Source organism: Antribacter soli (genome assembly GCF_021568775.1).
Taxonomy (GTDB): Bacteria; Actinomycetota; Actinomycetes; order Actinomycetales; family Cellulomonadaceae; genus Antribacter; species Antribacter soli.
In genome coordinates, this window is record NZ_JAKGSG010000011.1 from 66,912 (window position 1) to 83,088 (window position 16,177).

A 16,177-nucleotide genomic window follows, 5' to 3' on the forward strand; every position below is an offset into this window, starting at 1 on the left:
GGTCAGCAGGCTATTTCTGGCCTGCGGTCCGCAACGAGTCCGCAGGATTTCCCGCTGAGTCGTGGGTGGCGGCCGCCGTGAGCGCGGCCGTCATCAGATCCGCGGACGCCTTGCGGGTGCGGTCCTCGGACTTCGGCCAGAGGTGGGAGTAGGTGTCGAGCGTCATGCTGGCCGTGGCATGGCCCAGCGCGCGCTGGACGGTGACGACATCGCACCCGGACGCGATGAGACCGGATGCGTAGAAGTGGCGCAGGTCGTGGAGCGTGTACGGTTCGAGCGCCGGAACCGCGCGACGCACCGCCCGCCAGGAAGCGGAGGCGCTGCCACGCGTGAGGTTCCCCCCGGTGGGCCGCTGGAGCAGCCACTCTTCCTTCTCGTACGTGCCGTGGGCCTCGATGTGCTGGGCGAGCAGCGTGGTCAGGTCCTCCGGCACGTGAACCGTCCGGTACGACTCGTACTTGGGCGGCACGACGACCAGGTCCTTCGAGTTGTTGCCCTGGAGCTGTCGGTCGACCTTGATCGTCCGTCGGAGGAAGTCGACGTCCCGGACCTGGAGCCCCGCCACCTCGCCGATCCGTAGTCCCGCGAACGCGCAGATGGCGATGACCGGCGCGAAGGGATCGGGCGCGATTGCCAGGGCCGCCCCGACCTCTTCGACGGTCGGGATCTGCATTGCCTGATCCGGGCGCCGGATGCGCGGCAGAGTCACGTTCGCCGTCGGGTCCTCGCCGATGACCTTGTCCCGGACAGCAGCCCGGAACGCGGAACGGATGTGGACCATCCGCGACTTGATCGTGCTCGCCGCGATGCCGTCGGCAGTCATCTTCTTGATCCACTGTTCGATGTGCGAGGGGCGGACCAAGCGCATCGGGACGGTCGTGAACGTGAGGGACTTATACGTGTATCCGGCGCTCGTGACCGTGGTCCCTACCCAGACCTGGCGGACGGACCAGTCATCCCACCACTGGCCGAACGTCAGCCGTCCGCGCCGGGGGTCGGCGTAGGTGCCGGTGACGATGGTGGCCGTGACTTCATCCAGCCAGGCTTGGGCGTCTTGCTTGCGGTCGAAGTGGCGGGCGTGTTCGTGGCCGTTCGCGTCGCGGTAGCGGGCGCGCCACTTGCCGTCAGGGCGCTTCTTGATCGATGCCATCGGGTTCCTTCTCCTCCTCGGGGTCGGGGTCGTTGGCCCAGGCGGGCAGAGGCGTCTGGGTCTTGGTGCGGTTCTCCTCCTTCTCGCGGCGGTGGTGGTCGACGTGCTTGTTGACGATTTCGAGGATGTCGCTGCGGTCGAGGACCTGGCGGATGCCGTAGGCGGCGATGGTCTTGGAGCGGGGGTGGGTGTCGAGCCAATCCTGGCCGGCGTCCTGGGCTGTTTGGAGGTCGGTGACGGCCTTGCGCAGGTTGTGCACTCCGATGCTGATGGCGCGTTCGCGGCGTAGGCCGTCGAGTTCGTCCTCTGCTTCTTCGTTGGTCTCGTAGAGGTAGTTCAGCGGGATGTCGAAGACGTCGGCGACGATGCGCGCCTCTGTGAGGCGTAGGGGGCGTTCGCCGCGTTCGATCTTCAGGACGGTCTGGGGGTGGATGCCCTCGAACCCGGCTTGGAGGAGCTGGAGGGCGAGCTGGGACTGGGAGAGCCCGGCGGCGTTGCGGTACCGCTTGAGGTTCTGCCCGATGGTTCGGTCGTCGGTTCTCACCCGCCCAACGGTAGCCGGGCGATGGTGCATTGTCGCGTCATTGTTTCGTTGTGTGGTGTCTTGACACTGAACGTGTGTGCGGCGCATCGTGGTTGGTGACGATTTCGGTGGTGCCGTACTGGCACCGGGCGGGAAGGGGTGGGGCGATGGGGGCGAGGCTCACGACGGGGCCGTTGGGCATCACCGACGAGGAGGACCCGATGCTGTCAACCAGGGCGGCGGGCAAGCTGATCGGGGTCCCGGAGAACACGCTGCGCTGGTGGCGCTACTGCGGGACCGGCCCGCAGTCGTTCCGTAGGGGCCCGCGCCGGGTGGTCTACCGGCGCTCGGTCCTGCTGGCCTGGCTGGCCGACCAGGAGGCAGCCGGTGCCGCGCACCGGCTCGTGTGACCCGGCCCGGCTGGCCGGCGTGAACGGGGCTCGGACGCTACGGCGTCCGGGCCCCGCTCGTCTGTCCGGCAACTGCGCCGTCGCGCCCCATGCGTTCCCGGCCGACTGCTCCCCGCTGGTGCGCCGCGACGCCCGGCGGGAGAGCGCCGCGACGGCGATGCGGGCTCACGCAATCGTCAGCGACACATCACCATCCACATCACCGCAGACCACAACACGCATACCCATCCACACATCCACTAACCGTCCAACCAACCACACTCAAATCCGCATCCACATCCACATCCACACACTCACTCATCCATACCACCCACCACAGATCACACCTCAGGCAGTAGCGGAACGCGATCGTTGGGAACCATTGGCAGCGTTTGACGCGCCACCCGTGGGGCGCGGGTGCGCACCCGCGGGCCGGGTGCGCACCCCCTCGCGCACTCGCCAGCGCACCCGTCCGGGTGCGCCCGGGAGCCGTGCCGCGCACCCGGGCGTGCTGGCTCTGCCGGTCGGGGGTCGTTCGCGGTGACGGTCACGGTCCGGAAGATGAGCGCGGGCAACGGGTACGAGTACCTGCTCAAGTCCGTGCGCAACGCCGACCTCGACGCACCCCCGCCCGGCCGGGCTCCGGAGGCCGCTGAGGCTGCGGACGCGGCGTGGGTGGATCCGGTGGTGGCGTACTACGCCGAGGCCGGCACCCCACCGGGGTTCTGGCTTGGGGCCGCCGTCCAGGATCTCGGCGACGGCGAGCTCTCGCCCGGGGACGGGGTGACGGCGACGCACCTGCAACGCCTCCTCGGCGCTGGGGTGGACCCGGTCACGACGGAGCCGCTGGGACGCCGCTACCCGAAATACAAGCCGGTCGGGGAGCGCATCGCCGAGCGAGTCGCCGGGCTGGGCACGGAACTGTCTGCGGAGGAGCGGCAGGCGGCCGTCGACGCGATTACCGTGGAGGAGGTGGCGGCCGGGGACAAGACCGCCACGGCCGGGTTCGACCTGACCTTCTCGGTCCCGAAGTCCGTCAGCGTGCTGTGGGGGCTCTCGGACCGCACGGTGCAGGCCCTCATCCTGGCGGCGCACCACCAGGCGGTGGCCGAGACGATCGCGTTCCTCGAGGACCACATCGCGAGCACCCGGGTCGGCACGGACGCCGGGGACGGGTCGATCGTGCACGTGGACGTCACGGGACTGGTCGCGATGGCGTACGACCACTGGGACTCCCGCTCCCACGACCCCCAGCTGCACACCCACCTCGTCGTGGCGAACAAGGTCCGCGCCGTGGTCGACGGGAAGTGGCGGACCCTGGACTCCCGCGCCCTGTTCAACTCCAACGTCGCGTTCTCCGAGCACTACAACGCGATCCTCGCCGACCGCCTCACCTCGACCCTCGGGGTCACGTGGTCGCATAGGAAGCGTGGCCGGGACCGCAACCTGGCGTTCGAGATCGACGGCGTCCCGGACGACCTGATAGCCGAGTTCTCGTCGCGGTCGGCGGAGATCGAGCACTGCGCCGACGCCCTCATCCGCGACTACCGCGAACAGCACGGCCGCCAGCCTTCCCGCCGCACGGTCGTCAAGCTCCGCGCACAAGCCACCCTGGCGACCCGCCCGCCGAAGACCCTCAGATCCCTGGGGGACCTGACCGGGTGGTGGCACGAACGCGCCACCCGCATCCTCGGACAGGACTCGAGAACCTGGGCCCGCAATCTCCTCGCCACCGCTGCCCGCCGACCCGGACGGATGCACACAGCCGTGGACGTCCCGGTCGAGAAGATCGAGGACGCTGCGGCAGCGGTGCTGACGGTGGTGGGTGACAAGCGGGCGACCTGGCGGCACTGGAACCTCTGGGCCGAGGCCGAACGCCAAACCATGACCTGGCGCTTCCACACCAACACCGACCGCGTCGAAGCCGTCGCACGGGTGGTCGCCGAGGCCGAGGGCGGGTCCGTCGCACTGACCCCGCCCGACCTCGCTCCGACGCCCGCGTTCCTGCTGCGGAAGGACCGGACGAGCAGCCTGCGGCCGAAGCACGCCACCGTCTACACCTCCGAAGCCGTGCTCGCCGCCGAACGGCGACTCCTCGACCTGTCCACCACCCGCACCGCCCCGACGGCCGACGGGGACCTGCTTGGCCAGGTCGTCCAGGACGCCGTCACCCAGCACGTCGTGTCCCGCTCCCAGGCCGACGCCGTCCTGTCAATCACCGGCTCCGGCCTGGCCCTCGATGTACTGGTGGGTCCGGCGGGCACGGGGAAGACCACGACCATGCGCCTGCTACGCGCGGTCTGGGAGCACCAGCACGGCGCCGGGTCCGTGGTCGGCCTCGCCCCCTCCGCGGCCGCCGCGGAAGTCCTGGCAGGAGAACTGGGCATCGGGTCTGAGAACACCGCCAAGTGGCTCCACGACCACACCCCAGGCCGCACCCGGTTCCGCCCGGGGCAGCTCGTCATCGTCGACGAAGCCTCCCTGGCCGGCACCCACACCCTCGACCACATCATCCGCCACGCTCACGAGGCAGGGGCGAAGGTGCTGCTCGTCGGCGACCCCGCCCAGCTCTCCGCCGTCGAGACCGGCGGTGCGTTCAACCTCCTGATCACCGAACGCAAGCGCACCACCGGGGACGTGCCAGAACTGACCGAGGTCCACCGCTTCACGAACGAGTGGGAGAAGGCCGCGAGCCTGCGGCTGCGCGACGGCTACACGAGCGTTCTCGCGGTCTACGAGGAGCACGGGCGCATCCAGGCGGGCAGCACCGAGGAGGTGACCCAGGCCGCCTACGAGTCGTGGAAGACCGACAGCGACGACGGGAAGGTCTCGGTCCTGATCGCCGCAGACGGGCAGACCGTCACCGACCTCAACCGCCGCGCCCGCGCCGAACGCGTCCTGGCCGGGACCGTGGACGACGGCCGCGCCGCCCGGCTTGCCGGCGACGTGGAGGCGTCGGCCGGGGACGTGATCGTCACCCGCCGCAACGACCGCCGCCTACGCCACGGCCGCTCCGGGTGGGTCCGCAACGGCAACCTCTGGCAAGTCGCCCAGGTGCACCGCGACGGGTCGGTCACCGCCCGTCGCCTCGACCGCGACGGCGAGGCTCGTAAGACGCTGACCAGCAGCAACGCCCACGGAACGAATCGCGCACGGGAAAACGCGCACGCACACCGCGAAAACGCTGCCGACCGCCACGAGCCCGTGGGCGGGACGGTGCGGCTGCCTGCCGCCTACCTCGCCGAGCATGTCGACCTCGGGTACGCGATCACCGCCCATCGTGCCCAGGGCGTCACCGTCGACACCGCCTACACCGTCGCCACCCCGAACATGACCCGCGAAGCCCTGTACGTCCCGCTCACCCGGGGACGGGACACGAACATCGTGTTCGTGGCCGTCGACCAGACCGACCACAACCACGACCACGCCCCCGCCGCCGGGAACGCGGACCATGGCATCCCCGACCCGGCCAGGGCTCGCGCGGTCCTGGCGGGCATCCTGGCCCGCACCGGCGCCGAGCCCACGGCCCACGAGACGAGGCGGACCGAGGAAGAGACGTACACGTCGATCGCGCGCCTCGCCGCCGAATACGACACCATCGCAACCCTCGCCCAGAAGCCCCGGTGGGGGCGCCTGGTCGCGGGCACGCTCCTGGCCGAGGGTTTCACCGAGCGGGAGGTTGTTGAGGTGCTGGAGGCCGAGACGTTCGGGCCTCTGTGCGCGGAGCTGCGCCGCGCCGAAGCCGACGGACATCAGGTCGATGACCTCCTTCCGCGCCTCGCACATGCGAGAAGCCTCTACGACGCGGATGATGTCGCCGCCGTCCTGCACGGCCGGGTCGAGCATGCCACCGCACGCCCCGCGGTCCACCGGCCCAGCCTCATCGCTGGCCTGGTCCCCGAAGCCCACGGGCCGCTGCCAGACGACGTCCGCGAAGCCCTCGACGCACGCGCCCACCTCATCGAGCAACGGGCGCGCGACCTGGCCGCGCGAGCGCTCCGTGACCGCGAGCCCTGGACCCTGGGTCTGCCGCCCCGCCCAGCCGGAGGCGCCGCCGACTACGACTGGCGCGCCCTGGTTGCCTCCGTGGCCGCCTACCGCGACCGCTACGCCGTCACCGGTGACGCCCCGCTCGGCGATGCACCCACCACGCTCGCTCAGCGCCACGACGCCCGCCGCGTCGCCTCACGGCTCCGGGTCGTCTCCAGCGCCGCCTCACGGGACAGCGTTCGCCGCACCGTGCCAGGACGAGCGCCATCTGGCCCAGCAATGTGAGGCCGCCAGTCACAGATAGGTTTTCTCGGAATCTGGCCGCGATCTCCGCATGTATCCGGAGTGCGACTTATTGGTCTTCGCCAGACGAGCGCTGGCGGCGAACAGCCGGGGGCCTTGTGATGGGGATCTGAGCGACGAAGCTCGTTGCCTTGTCACCGACGGGCAAGACGTCGTGCGTCTCCTCGGACTCGTCCGCGGACTCTGCCGAAGAACCCTCCTCTGTATCGCCCTGTGCGGCGCGCCACTGCTCGTATTCAGCGCGTTCTTCGTCGTCAAGCCGATCGCCGTCTCTCGCGACGACGCTCAGCCGACCGGCTGGGCTCTCGGACCACTTGCTCATGGTCGTCTTGATCGCCCGCATGGCATCGGCAAGGTCGTGGATGCCGTACAACGTCGCCGTTGAATAGCCGTGGAACATATCGAAGTCGAGCGCGTAGTGCTCCACGAGTCGACGAGGCTTGCGACGCCACACCGATCGCGCGACGTCGTCGCAGCTCACTTCGACGTCGTATGACCTTGGGAGGTTGGTCTTGTGGCGGTCGGGGAACATGTCGGCGAACACCTGAATCTCCTGACCCGGCACGAGGTTCGGGATGCCCTCGCGCCAGATCTTGCTGTCGCGAACCGCGGTGCGTGCGGGTTTGCTCGACTCCCAGGCGGGGGTGAAGTGGAACTGGACGTTGCGTGCGAGCGTCGTGCCCTCGTTCCGGATCACGATGTTGGCAACGATCCCGTGGCTGGGCCGCAGTGAGATGGTCACGAACGGGCGGTTGCGGTCCAGCCGGTCGAGCCGAGCGAGCCGTACCTGGATGGCGGCGTAGACCGCCGCCGCAACCGCGATGAGTGCAGTGAGCAGAGTCGCCAGGGCCGAGAGCCACGCAGCTACGTTGGTCCACTGCTTCGCCAGCTCTTCAAGATCGGCAAGGGCGGTCATGCACAGATAGTCCCACTTGTGCCCGACATGCGCTGTTCGCCGTCGACTCGTGCGCAGCCTGGCCTAGCCGGCTCCAGACCGGGACGTCTGACCCGGTAGGCAGTTCTCAGATCAGCGACGGCAGAATGCCGACCGGCCAGTCTCCGAGCCAGAACGCGATGCGGGACGGATCGCTCGCGCCGAGCGTCGATCCGTCGTGCGGCAGGAGTTCTGTCGGGGCGATGTAGGCGTCCCCAGGGTCGAGTCGGATCCGCAGGAGCCGCAGGAGCCGCAGAGGGTGGCCGTCAGCGACGTAGCGGCGCAGGTCGTCGGTGTGTGGGTAGTGCCCCGGGTCGTCGGTCCCGAGAGTTTGGCAGATGTCGAGGACGTCGGTGGTCGCGACCAGGAGCCACCGGGTGCCGGGACCGAGGTTGATTCCGAGGCGCCGCCGAGCGAGCGTTCGGTCCGCGACGGGCAGCCGGTCGAAGTTGTCCAGGTGGACGCCGATGCGTCGATCGGTCGACCAGTCGGTGGTGGTCGTGCGCTTGCCCGGGTCGCTGTCGGTGAACCCGACGAAGGTGGCCGGGTGTCGTCCGCTGAGCGGGTCGAGTACGTCGGGTGTCTCGGCGATCGTGGAATGGGCGATGACGTGGTCCAGAAGGCCGCTGACGAGCTCGATGACCGTGCTCGGGGCCGCGTCGTCGTTGGCCCGCGAGAGTTCGGCGTCGGCTGTCCCGAGTGGCTGCCACTGGTCGGTCGGGACGATCGCGCCATCGTCCCAGCCATCGTCCCAGCCGTCGTCGCCCACCGTCAGCCGGACGGTCGTTGTCTCGGTCCGGTCGATCAGTTTCTCGGGGTCGGTGAAGGTGATGCTGGTCGGCACGTGCGGCCTCCGGGGGATCGTGACTTCATCGGTCGTCGGCGAAGGTGATCTCGAGCTCGTCGGCGAGGACCGTGGCGAGGTCGGTGAGCTGGTGATGGTCGATGACGATGCGCTTGAGGTTGATCGCGCCGGTGATCGTGGACAGGTCGTTGTCGCGCAGGTCGGTGCCGTTGTAGGTGCCGGGCTGGAACGAAGTGGCGCGCAGGGCGCAGTCATCGAAGGCCGCGCCGGACAGGTCGCAGCCGGCGAACTCGGACTCGACCAGGGAGCAGCCGAGGAACGCGACCGGTCCCTTGGCTGTGATGTCGGTGAAGGTGGCGTAGTCGAACCGGCACCGTTCGAACACGACGTGCTCGAAGGTCAGGTCGTTCAGGCGTGCCCCGAGCAGTCGGCAGTCGGTGAACCGGACCCGGGAGAGTCTGCTGCTGGTGAGGGTCAGCGATGCCAGGTCGCACCGGGTGAGCTCGACGGACGACATCCGCAGGTTGTCCAGGTCCGCGCGCTGGGCCGTCACGCCCCGCAGCCGGGCGTCGAAGATCTGGGTCCGGGACAGGGCGAGGGTGCGCAGGCTTGCTTCGGCGTAGGTGAACAGCGACAGGCGGTCCTCGTCGGTGTCGAGGAATTGGACGGGCGTGAGCTCGTCGTCGTGCAGGTCGGGCAGGTCGACCGCGAGGTTGCGGATCGTCAAGGTGTCCATGGTTCCTCACCCTAGGGACGGGATGGGCTGGAGGGGGTGCGTCCCGTCGGCCCGGGCGGGACGCACCGCGCGAGCGGTCTACTTGTTCTTCTTCCAGTTGTCCCAGCTCGGGCGGTTGTCCCACGTGCCGGGGTCCTTCTTCCAGTTGTCCCACGAGGGCCGGTTGTCCCACTCCGCGGTGGGACGGTCGGTGCCCGTGAGGGCGGTGACCGCGTCGTGGTCTGAGTCGATGAGCACGGCGAGGACGTTGTCGGCGGTGTCGAGGGTCAGGGTCACGTTTTCTGCTCCTTCTGGGTGATGTCGATCAGGGCGTGCACGAGCTCCTGCTTGGAGACCCGGCAGAAGTTGGTCTCGGTGGTGTCGAACCGGCCGTTCTCGAAGTACCGGTTCCCGGCCTGTGCGCCACGGCAGAAGTCGAAGAACCCGCACGTCGCGCGGCACGCCTCCAGACCGTCGAGGAACTCGGACACGTAGCGCAGCCGGTGTGCGCCGTCGAGGATGTCGTCCAACGACTGCTCTAGGACGTTGCCCGCGAGGAAGTCGCCGTAGTGCTCGTTGCGGATCCCGGCTAGCTCGGGGGACAGCAGCACGACGTCGCCGCTGAATGCGACGGTGGGTAGCGGGTCGAAGCGGTGGGACTCCCACCACTGGCGACCACCCGTGCGGATCGAGCGCAGGTAGTGGCCGAGCCGGTCGAGCTCACGGACCTCGACGCCTGGGTGGGCGGCAGACCAGGTGAGCACGTCCGTCCAGAAGGTTCGGGCCTGCTCCGGGGTGGGCTGGGTGCGTTCGGCATTGACGCCCTCGAACTCCTCGATGTTCAGCCCGATCGACGTCGGCCCGAGCGAGGACAGGAAGTCCAGCAGCTTCGCAGCCCGGCCGATGCCCGCACCGACCACGGCGATCAGCGAGAACGCGATGCCCCGCCCGGCGAGCGTCCCGATGCCGGCGACGATCCGGTCGAACGCCGGCCGCCCGGACCAGTCGGTGCGCTCGGCGTTCAGGTCCCCCGGTCCGTCGATGCTCACCCCGACGCTGACTTCGTGCTCGATGAGCAGGTCGCACCAGGTGTCGTTGATCAGGGTGGCGTTTGTCTGCAGGCTGTGCCGCACGCGACCGGCGCGGCGTAGGTCTTCGAACGGTTCCATCAACGCAGCAAGCTTCTCGGGACCGGCGGCTAGGGGCTCCCCGCCGTGCCAGCACACCTCGGTCGTGTGGGTCGGCGGCACGTCCGCCAGAGATGCGGCGACCGCCTCCGCGACCTCGACCGACATCTCCTGGCGCTTCCTGCGGAACGGCAGGTAGCAGTACGAGCAGTCCAGGTTGCACAGCGTCGTCGGCTGCAGGACCACGAGGCTGGCTCGTGGCGCGACCCACTGCTCGAACCGGTCCGCGGCGTCGCGCTCGCCCGCATTGGTCCTGGTCATGGCACCTCCTTGGCGTCGTTCTCGATCGGGCGGACTTGGCTTCCGTCGCATTGGCCGGGGCTCCCAGGGGCGTGAGAGCCCCGGCCCTGGTTCCCGCCGTCTGGGGGCGGGCTCGCGGCCGGGCGGGGTGAGGCCGGCCGCAAGACTTGTGGCGGCAGGGCCGGTCACCAGGGGCGCGTGACGTCCAGGGTGTAGAGGCCGCCGCGGTTGTCGTACCGGTATTTCGGACGTCCGTCCGGGGTGAGGTCGTAGACGTACCCGGCGATGACGAGCGCACGTTCGAGGTCGAGCATCGTGGCCCCGACAGCGGCGGGCAGGTCGGCCCGGTGCGCCAAGAGGGCGTCGCCGTCGCCGGTCCAGACCTCGCACGAGGCGAGCGCCGGGCCCGAGCCGGACAGCCGCACACGCACCGAGACGGGGTGCAGTCTCGGGTGCAGGTCCTCGGCCAGTGCCCGGACCTCGCGCAGCAGCTCGACCGGCGGCGGGGAACCGGTCATGAGCCCGCTCCCGCCATCGCCTGCGCTCCCGCACCGGGGCGGGTCTGCTCGGCAAGCAGGTTGCGCAGCACCGTGGCGGCGCCGTGCTCGGCGAGGGTGCCGGTCACATGGTCGGCGGTGTCCTGCACGAGCATGGGGGCGTGCCCCATCGCGAAGGAGCGGGCGGCCCAGGCCATCGCCTCGAGGTCGTTGATGCCGTCGCCCACGAACACCGTGTGCTCCGGCGCTACGGCGAGGCGCTGGCGGATCGCGTCGAGTGCGGACGCCTTGGACAGCCCAACCGGGGTCACGTCCAGCCAGGACGGGGACGCGGGGTTGACCGTCACCCCGAGCGACCGGACGGGTTCCAGCAGCACCGCGGTCGCGTTCGGCGCGGACAGGATCACGCGGGGCGCCGGTTCGGCTGTGAGGTCGTCGTCGGGCACGACGATCTGGCGACCGTTGACCTCGCCCGGGTCGAACAGCTCGGAGACGTGATACCCCCAGCCGACCTCCTCGACCGCGACCCGCACTGCCGGGCACAGGCGCCGGGCCAGGTGCAGGACCGGGGCGACGTCGAGGGTCTGGCAGGACTCGACCCGGTACCCGCACGGCCACGTCCGGTCCAGCCGGGCGGTCACCGCCCCGTTGGACGCCACGACGTATGAGCCGTTCAGCCCGAGCGCTTCCGCGACGGGCACGGCCCCGACCAGCGAGCGGCCGGTCGCCAGAACGACGACGTGCCCTGCCGCGACGACGTCCGCGACCGCCTGCCTCGTCACGTCGGGGACGTCGGTGGTGCCGTCCGGGACCAGCGTCCCGTCGATGTCCAGCGCGATCAGCAGACGCGCGGCCGTCAGGTTTTCCGCGGTGGTGTTCATCGGACCGTCTCCGTCGTGGCGACCTCTTCGGTCGCCGTGTGGGTTGGTGTGGCGCGGCGAGGCAGGGTGTCGGTCAACCGGGACCTGCGCGCCGTCGCGTCCGGTGTGTGACCGAGGACCACGCACGAGGCGCCGTCGGGTTCGAGCTCGTGGACCAGGCGGGGGCGCGCCGTGGAGAGCCGGGCGCCCGCCGCAACGACGAGCACGTTCGCGTCGTGGTAGCGCACGGTCTGGACGACCTGGCTGATCGTGAACGTGTCAAACCGGTCGGTGACCACCTGCGCCAGAGCCAGACCCTCCGCGCGGGCGTACTCCGTGACGGCGTCACGCTGCTCGTCCAGGCCCGCACCCTCTGGGGCGCACACATAGCCCACGGCCACCGGGCTCGGCGAGTTCACGAAACCACCCCGACCGGACGGCGCAGGACCGAGCGGACCTGGACCTCCAGCCCGTCATGCTCACCGGTCCACAACGTGTGCCCCGGGGCGAACATCCGGTGGTCGAGCGGGACGTCGCATCCGAGCGCTCTGGCGATCGACTCGCCGTCGGCCAAGCGCGCGGGTTGCAGGCAGATCCGATCCCGATTGATGGTGACCAGCTCGATGCGGTCGCGCCCGACGACATCGACGATCCGGGACGCGGCTTGGAGTCCGTTACCAATACCCATCGGGCACCACCTCTCGCGACTGGTAGCGGGAGCCGATGCATCCCGCCTACTGTGTGAGCGGCGTCACGCCGCCTTGGTCTCAACCTTCGGGGAATCGACCTCGCAGATGGACTGACCGCCAGTACGCGTTTTCGGGGCCCGACCTGGGGCGATCGACAGGGGACATCGCGTGGCAGGACCGTCAGCACTGACTCGGATGCAGGGCGAGGCCCGACGTGACGACGTCGGCGTCGTCGCCGCCTTCGTGTTCAAGCTGCTTCGAAGCGCTACCGGGTGCAGGCAGACCGACATCGCCGAGCGTCTGCGGGTGGACGTCAGCACGATCCAGGGGTGGGAGAGCGGCCGGCGTCCGCTATCTGCGCTGAGTACGACCAACCTGCTCAGGTTGCGGAACAGCCTGATCGCACTCGGCGCCCCGGCCTCGGCTGCCAAGGTCCTCATCGATGCGGTGGAAGCCGACGTGATCCTCTCGACCGTCATCGGTGCGGGCTCTTTAGTGATTGATGCAGGTGCGCATCCGCTAGGCGTTGCGGTGCTCCGCCGCTCGCTGCTGGCCCTGGTCACCTGGCCGTTCACCGGTGTCGCACCGGCTCCGTTGCGGGGACTGGGTACGCCACTTGGGCGTGGACCTGCGCCGACCTATCCCCAGCTCAGCGCCGACATGCGCGACAGGTTCTTCGACCACATGCTCACCGCCGCCGACTCGGCAACGAGCGGTGACGCCGCCCTCTTGCGCAGGCAGGCCGTCTACCTCCTCGGCTATGACAGCCGACCTGGCACGATGGCGTGGCTCACGACGGAATACCAGCGGATCGTCCGGGCGAACGGTGCGACGCACACCCCGGCTGGCTTCCTCCTCGGCAGATCAGCCGCGCTCGGGCTCGCCCGGCACGGTGACCTCGATCCGATCCGACGATTCATCGGGACCGACCTCACCGAGCCACAGCACGCATCCGCGAACCTCGTCTACTGGGCCTACTGGCTCGGCGAGATTCCGGAGGCGTATGCGTCCGACGGGGACATGCTCTTGGGCGGTGAAGCGGTGTGGACAGGGCACCGGCTGATGGGGCACCTGCTCAACCATCTCGACGACCCGAAGCATGCCGACTTGAACGCCCACACGCTGTGGTCGCTCGTCCTGGCCAGGCCCAACCTCCTCGACACCGGACCGGTGAGCCGGTCGGAGGCATCGACAAAGGTTGAGGTAGCCCTTCATGATGGCCTCGACCAGCGCGCCTACCGTGAGCTGTCCGAGGTGTACTTTGCGACCCGACTTGCTGGGCGATGACCAAGGAGGCAACCGCATGACCGACCATGTGACCGACCCGGAAGCGGCAAGCGTCGCAGACTTCGCTCACGAGATGGGCGTGCTCAAGCGCCTGCGCCGTGCCGGGTGGTGGCAGGTCGGTGTCCGGGACCCCGAGTCGGTCGCGGAGCACAGCCTCCGGGTCGCCCAGCTCGCCGCCTTGATCGCGGCCGAGGAAGGTGCCGACCCGGCCCGCGCGGCGTACCTGGGCCTGTGGCACGACTCGCAGGAGACCCGGATCACCGACATCCCGCACTCCGCCCGCCCGTATCTCGGCAAGGCCGACAACGAGACGATCACCCGCGACCAGGTCGCCCACATGCCCGACGCCGCCGCCAAGACCATCAGCGAAGCCGTGGTCGAGTACGAGGCGCAGGAGACCCTGGAAGCGCGGTGCGCCAAGGACGCCGACAAGCTCGAGTGCCTCCTCCAGGCCCTGGAGTACCGAGCGGCCGGCTACCAGCACGTCCAGAAGTGGATCGACAGCTCCCGCGGTGGGTTGGGCACGTCGTTCGCTGCTCGGGTGGCCGATGCCGCACTCGCAGGCAGCACCATGGGCTGGCACGACCGCGCCTGATCGGCGCGCGGCTTTGGTCCGCGGACAGTCCGCAAGACGTCCAGGACAGCCCGTCTCAAGCCACGGACGCCAACGGCCGGGAGCGTTGGAATTCCAACGCTCCCGGCCGTTTTCGTGCCTGGCTACACTGTGCCGTATGCCCGAATCACAGTCCGACGGCAACAGCTGAGCCGGTGTATCAGCGGGGTTCGCGCCGGAAAGCGGTCAGGGTTCGATGCGTTCGCCCGGTTCCTCCTGTTTGGTCATGCCGGAACCCTACTGTCGGCTCGTCGGCTCGTCCGGACATCGGCTCGTCGGCTCGTCCGGAAGTCGCAGCCCGCGCGCGCTCTCGGTCCCGGAGAGTCGCCTTCGAGCACGCGGTTACGCACCATGCGGTCGCTCCCTCGGTGCGTAACCGCGTGATCGAAGCGGACTCACCGCAGGACCGTGATCGAAGCGGACTCACCGCAGGACAGGGCCCGGGGCGCGCCCCGACCCGGACCTTCCGACGGAGTCGCGCAAGCATCTGGCGTCAACGGCGATCGGTGACGACCCCGGCGGACGCCGGCCGCACCCACGGTGTCGGTTCGGTCACGAAAGGACCATGTAATCGTTTAGGGCGACTTGACCCGGGACCCTCATACGGTGGATCGTGTCAGCACGCCCAACATCCGGGAGGCCCTGTGACCATCACCGTCGTGGTCCCGACGTTCAACGAGGGGCCGAACGTCGCCGAGCTCGTCCGGCGTCTCGCCGTGGCGCTCGCCAACCGGGACGCCGAGATCCTCTTCGTCGACGACTCGTCCGACGACACCCCCGCCGAGATCGAGCGCGCCGCCGCCGTCGCGCCCCTCCCGGTGCGGATGATCCACCGCGACACGCCCACGGGCGGCCTGAGCGGCGCCGTCGTCGAGGGTCTGCGCGTCGCGACGGGCGAGTGGGTCGTGGTCATGGACGGTGACCTGCAGCACCCGCCGGAGCTCGTGCCCGTGCTCGTGGCGCGAGGGCAGGACCTGTCGCTCGACATGGTCGTCGCCTCTCGCTACCTGCACGGCGGGGATGCGGGCGGCCTGGACGGGCGCTGGCGCCGGTGGGCCTCCACGGCGTCGTCGCTGCTCGCCCGGTCGATGTTCCCGGTGCGGCTCCGGAACGTGACGGACCCGATGACCGGGTTCTTCGCCGTGCGCCGCGCGGCCCTCGACCTGGACGCGCTGCGACCGCGCGGGTTCAAGATCCTGCTCGAGATCCTCACCCGGAACCGGATGGTCGTCGGGGAGGAGCCGTTCGTCTTCGGCGAGCGGTTCGCCGGAGCGTCGAAGGCGACGCTCGTCACCGGGCTGCGGTACATCGAGCAGCTCGCGTCGCTGCGGTTCGGGCGCATGTCGCGGTTCGCGATCATCGGCGGCTTCGGCGCCGTGGCGAACCTCGCGATCATGTGGCTCCTGGTGCACCCGATGCACGTCAACTACGTGGTGGCCGCCGTCGTCGCGGCCGTCGTCACGATCATCACGAACTTCGCGCTGCAGGAGCGGTTTGTCTTCCGCGACCTGCGCAACGAAGGCCGCGGCTTCTGGAACCGGTTCGCGCACTCGTTCGCGTTCAACGGCACCGAGGCGGCGGTGCGGTTGCCGTTCCTGGTGTGGATCGTGGAAGCCACGGGTCTGCACGCGGTGCTGGTCCAGGCGGTCACCCTCGTCGTGGCGTTCCTGCTGAGGTTCGTCTTCCACGCCCAGGTGGTCTACAAGCCGCGGCGTACGACGCCGGCCGGGCTGCTCCCGGAGGCGGCATCCGACCTCGAGGCGGAGACGGGCAGCGAGCCCGCGAAGTAGTTCGCCGCGAGAGCGTCGTGGTGTACCCACAACGATGCACCGGGCAGCCGACGGCCCCCGAGTTTCGGTGGCAGGCGGCGGGCGGGTACAGTATTCCGGTTGCCTCGGCGAGGGACGTCTGACGGCCGCGGCGGATCGAAAGACCCGTTTCGCGCCAACGTCCGTGATCGACTGGGTGGCCGTCGGTAGATTGCCCGGGCTCTCC

The 16,177-nt window shown here is 69.6% G+C and carries 16 protein-coding genes; 5 read left to right on the plus strand and 11 right to left on the minus strand.

What is annotated here, in order from left to right:
• Positions 1-10 precede the first annotated feature (10 nt).
• Positions 11-1,150: a tyrosine-type recombinase/integrase gene (locus L1785_RS03095; protein ID WP_236087668.1), complete on the minus strand. Its 1,140-nt coding sequence runs from the start codon at positions 1,148-1,150 to the stop codon at positions 11-13.
• A complete protein-coding gene (locus L1785_RS03100) occupies positions 1,125-1,694 on the minus strand; it encodes a helix-turn-helix domain-containing protein (protein ID WP_236087669.1) in 570 nt (189 codons plus the stop codon). Before L1785_RS03100 ends, L1785_RS03095 begins: the two co-directional genes overlap by 26 nt.
• A 200-nt stretch (positions 1,695-1,894) precedes the next feature.
• Here L1785_RS03100 and L1785_RS03105 point away from each other — a divergent pair, with 200 nt between their 5' ends.
• Both L1785_RS03105 and mobF read left to right on the plus strand, forming a co-directional pair.
• Positions 1,895-2,083 (plus strand): helix-turn-helix transcriptional regulator, encoded by a 189-nt coding sequence (locus L1785_RS03105; protein ID WP_236087670.1) that lies wholly within the window; start codon positions 1,895-1,897, stop codon positions 2,081-2,083.
• 519 nt (positions 2,084-2,602) lie between these two features.
• Positions 2,603-6,337 (plus strand): MobF family relaxase, encoded by a 3,735-nt coding sequence (gene mobF / locus L1785_RS23125; protein WP_308113240.1) that lies wholly within the window; start codon positions 2,603-2,605, stop codon positions 6,335-6,337.
• Positions 6,338-6,404: 67 nt separating this feature from the next.
• Here mobF and L1785_RS03115 read toward each other — a convergent pair whose 3' ends face one another.
• The 9 genes from L1785_RS03115 to L1785_RS03155 form a co-directional block, all read right to left on the minus strand.
• Positions 6,405-7,271, minus strand: coding sequence for a DUF8453 domain-containing protein (locus L1785_RS03115; RefSeq protein WP_236087672.1), 867 nt, complete (start codon positions 7,269-7,271; stop codon positions 6,405-6,407).
• Positions 7,272-7,377: 106 nt separating this feature from the next.
• The gene (locus L1785_RS03120; RefSeq protein ID WP_236087673.1) at positions 7,378-8,133 is read right to left on the minus strand and encodes a hypothetical protein; all 756 of its coding nucleotides are present in this window, start codon (positions 8,131-8,133) and stop codon (positions 7,378-7,380) included.
• Positions 8,134-8,158: 25 nt separating this feature from the next.
• Positions 8,159-8,830 (minus strand): pentapeptide repeat-containing protein, encoded by a 672-nt coding sequence (locus L1785_RS03125; protein ID WP_236087674.1) that lies wholly within the window; start codon positions 8,828-8,830, stop codon positions 8,159-8,161.
• 78 nt (positions 8,831-8,908) lie between these two features.
• Entirely contained in the window at positions 8,909-9,106 is a 198-nt protein-coding gene (amcA, locus tag L1785_RS03130; protein ID WP_236087675.1) for a multiple cyclophane-containing RiPP AmcA, read from the minus strand.
• Positions 9,103-10,257: a cyclophane-forming radical SAM peptide maturase AmcB gene (amcB, locus tag L1785_RS03135; RefSeq protein ID WP_236087676.1), complete on the minus strand. Its 1,155-nt coding sequence runs from the start codon at positions 10,255-10,257 to the stop codon at positions 9,103-9,105. The genes amcA and amcB overlap by 4 nt, the downstream gene beginning before the upstream one ends.
• A 164-nt stretch (positions 10,258-10,421) precedes the next feature.
• Positions 10,422-10,754, minus strand: a complete 333-nt coding sequence (locus L1785_RS03140) for a hypothetical protein (RefSeq protein WP_236087677.1) — start codon at positions 10,752-10,754, stop codon at positions 10,422-10,424.
• Complete coding sequence (locus tag L1785_RS03145; RefSeq protein WP_236087678.1) at positions 10,751-11,614, minus strand: HAD family hydrolase; 864 nt, start codon at positions 11,612-11,614, stop codon at positions 10,751-10,753. The genes L1785_RS03140 and L1785_RS03145 overlap by 4 nt, the downstream gene beginning before the upstream one ends.
• Positions 11,611-12,012 carry a hypothetical protein gene (locus L1785_RS03150; protein ID WP_236087679.1) on the minus strand — a complete coding sequence of 134 codons (402 nt, stop codon included), beginning with the start codon at positions 12,010-12,012 and terminating at the stop codon, positions 11,611-11,613. The genes L1785_RS03145 and L1785_RS03150 overlap by 4 nt, the downstream gene beginning before the upstream one ends.
• Positions 12,009-12,281: a hypothetical protein gene (locus L1785_RS03155; protein ID WP_236087680.1), complete on the minus strand. Its 273-nt coding sequence runs from the start codon at positions 12,279-12,281 to the stop codon at positions 12,009-12,011. The genes L1785_RS03150 and L1785_RS03155 overlap by 4 nt, the downstream gene beginning before the upstream one ends.
• A 196-nt stretch (positions 12,282-12,477) precedes the next feature.
• On the opposite strand from L1785_RS03155, the gene L1785_RS03160 reads away from it, so the two are divergent.
• The 3 genes from L1785_RS03160 (at position 12,478) to L1785_RS23130 (ending at position 15,972) form a co-directional block, all read left to right on the plus strand.
• Positions 12,478-13,569: a helix-turn-helix domain-containing protein gene (locus L1785_RS03160; protein ID WP_236087681.1), complete on the plus strand. Its 1,092-nt coding sequence runs from the start codon at positions 12,478-12,480 to the stop codon at positions 13,567-13,569.
• A 16-nt stretch (positions 13,570-13,585) separates the two neighbouring features.
• A complete protein-coding gene (locus tag L1785_RS03165; protein WP_236087682.1) occupies positions 13,586-14,164 on the plus strand; it encodes an HD domain-containing protein in 579 nt (192 codons plus the stop codon).
• Positions 14,165-14,826: 662 nt separating this feature from the next.
• Complete coding sequence (locus L1785_RS23130; protein ID WP_236087683.1) at positions 14,827-15,972, plus strand: glycosyltransferase; 1,146 nt, start codon at positions 14,827-14,829, stop codon at positions 15,970-15,972.
• Positions 15,973-16,177 lie beyond the last annotated feature (205 nt).

What these genes read in the sequence shown, in the direction of transcription:
- L1785_RS03095 (WP_236087668.1), bottom strand. Translation starts at nt 1,150, where the DNA reads ATGGCATCGATCAAGAAGCGCCCTGACGGCAAGTGGCGCGCCCGCTAC.
- L1785_RS03105 (WP_236087670.1), top strand. Translation starts at nt 1,895, where the DNA reads ATGCTGTCAACCAGGGCGGCGGGCAAGCTGATCGGGGTCCCGGAGAAC.
- L1785_RS03115 (WP_236087672.1), bottom strand. Translation starts at nt 7,271, where the DNA reads ATGACCGCCCTTGCCGATCTTGAAGAGCTGGCGAAGCAGTGGACCAAC.
- L1785_RS03125 (WP_236087674.1), bottom strand. Translation starts at nt 8,830, where the DNA reads ATGGACACCTTGACGATCCGCAACCTCGCGGTCGACCTGCCCGACCTG.
- amcB (WP_236087676.1), bottom strand. Translation starts at nt 10,257, where the DNA reads ATGACCAGGACCAATGCGGGCGAGCGCGACGCCGCGGACCGGTTCGAG.
- L1785_RS03140 (WP_236087677.1), bottom strand. Translation starts at nt 10,754, where the DNA reads ATGACCGGTTCCCCGCCGCCGGTCGAGCTGCTGCGCGAGGTCCGGGCA.
- L1785_RS03145 (WP_236087678.1), bottom strand. Translation starts at nt 11,614, where the DNA reads ATGAACACCACCGCGGAAAACCTGACGGCCGCGCGTCTGCTGATCGCG.
- L1785_RS03155 (WP_236087680.1), bottom strand. Translation starts at nt 12,281, where the DNA reads ATGGGTATTGGTAACGGACTCCAAGCCGCGTCCCGGATCGTCGATGTC.
- L1785_RS03160 (WP_236087681.1), top strand. Translation starts at nt 12,478, where the DNA reads ATGCAGGGCGAGGCCCGACGTGACGACGTCGGCGTCGTCGCCGCCTTC.
- L1785_RS03165 (WP_236087682.1), top strand. Translation starts at nt 13,586, where the DNA reads ATGACCGACCATGTGACCGACCCGGAAGCGGCAAGCGTCGCAGACTTC.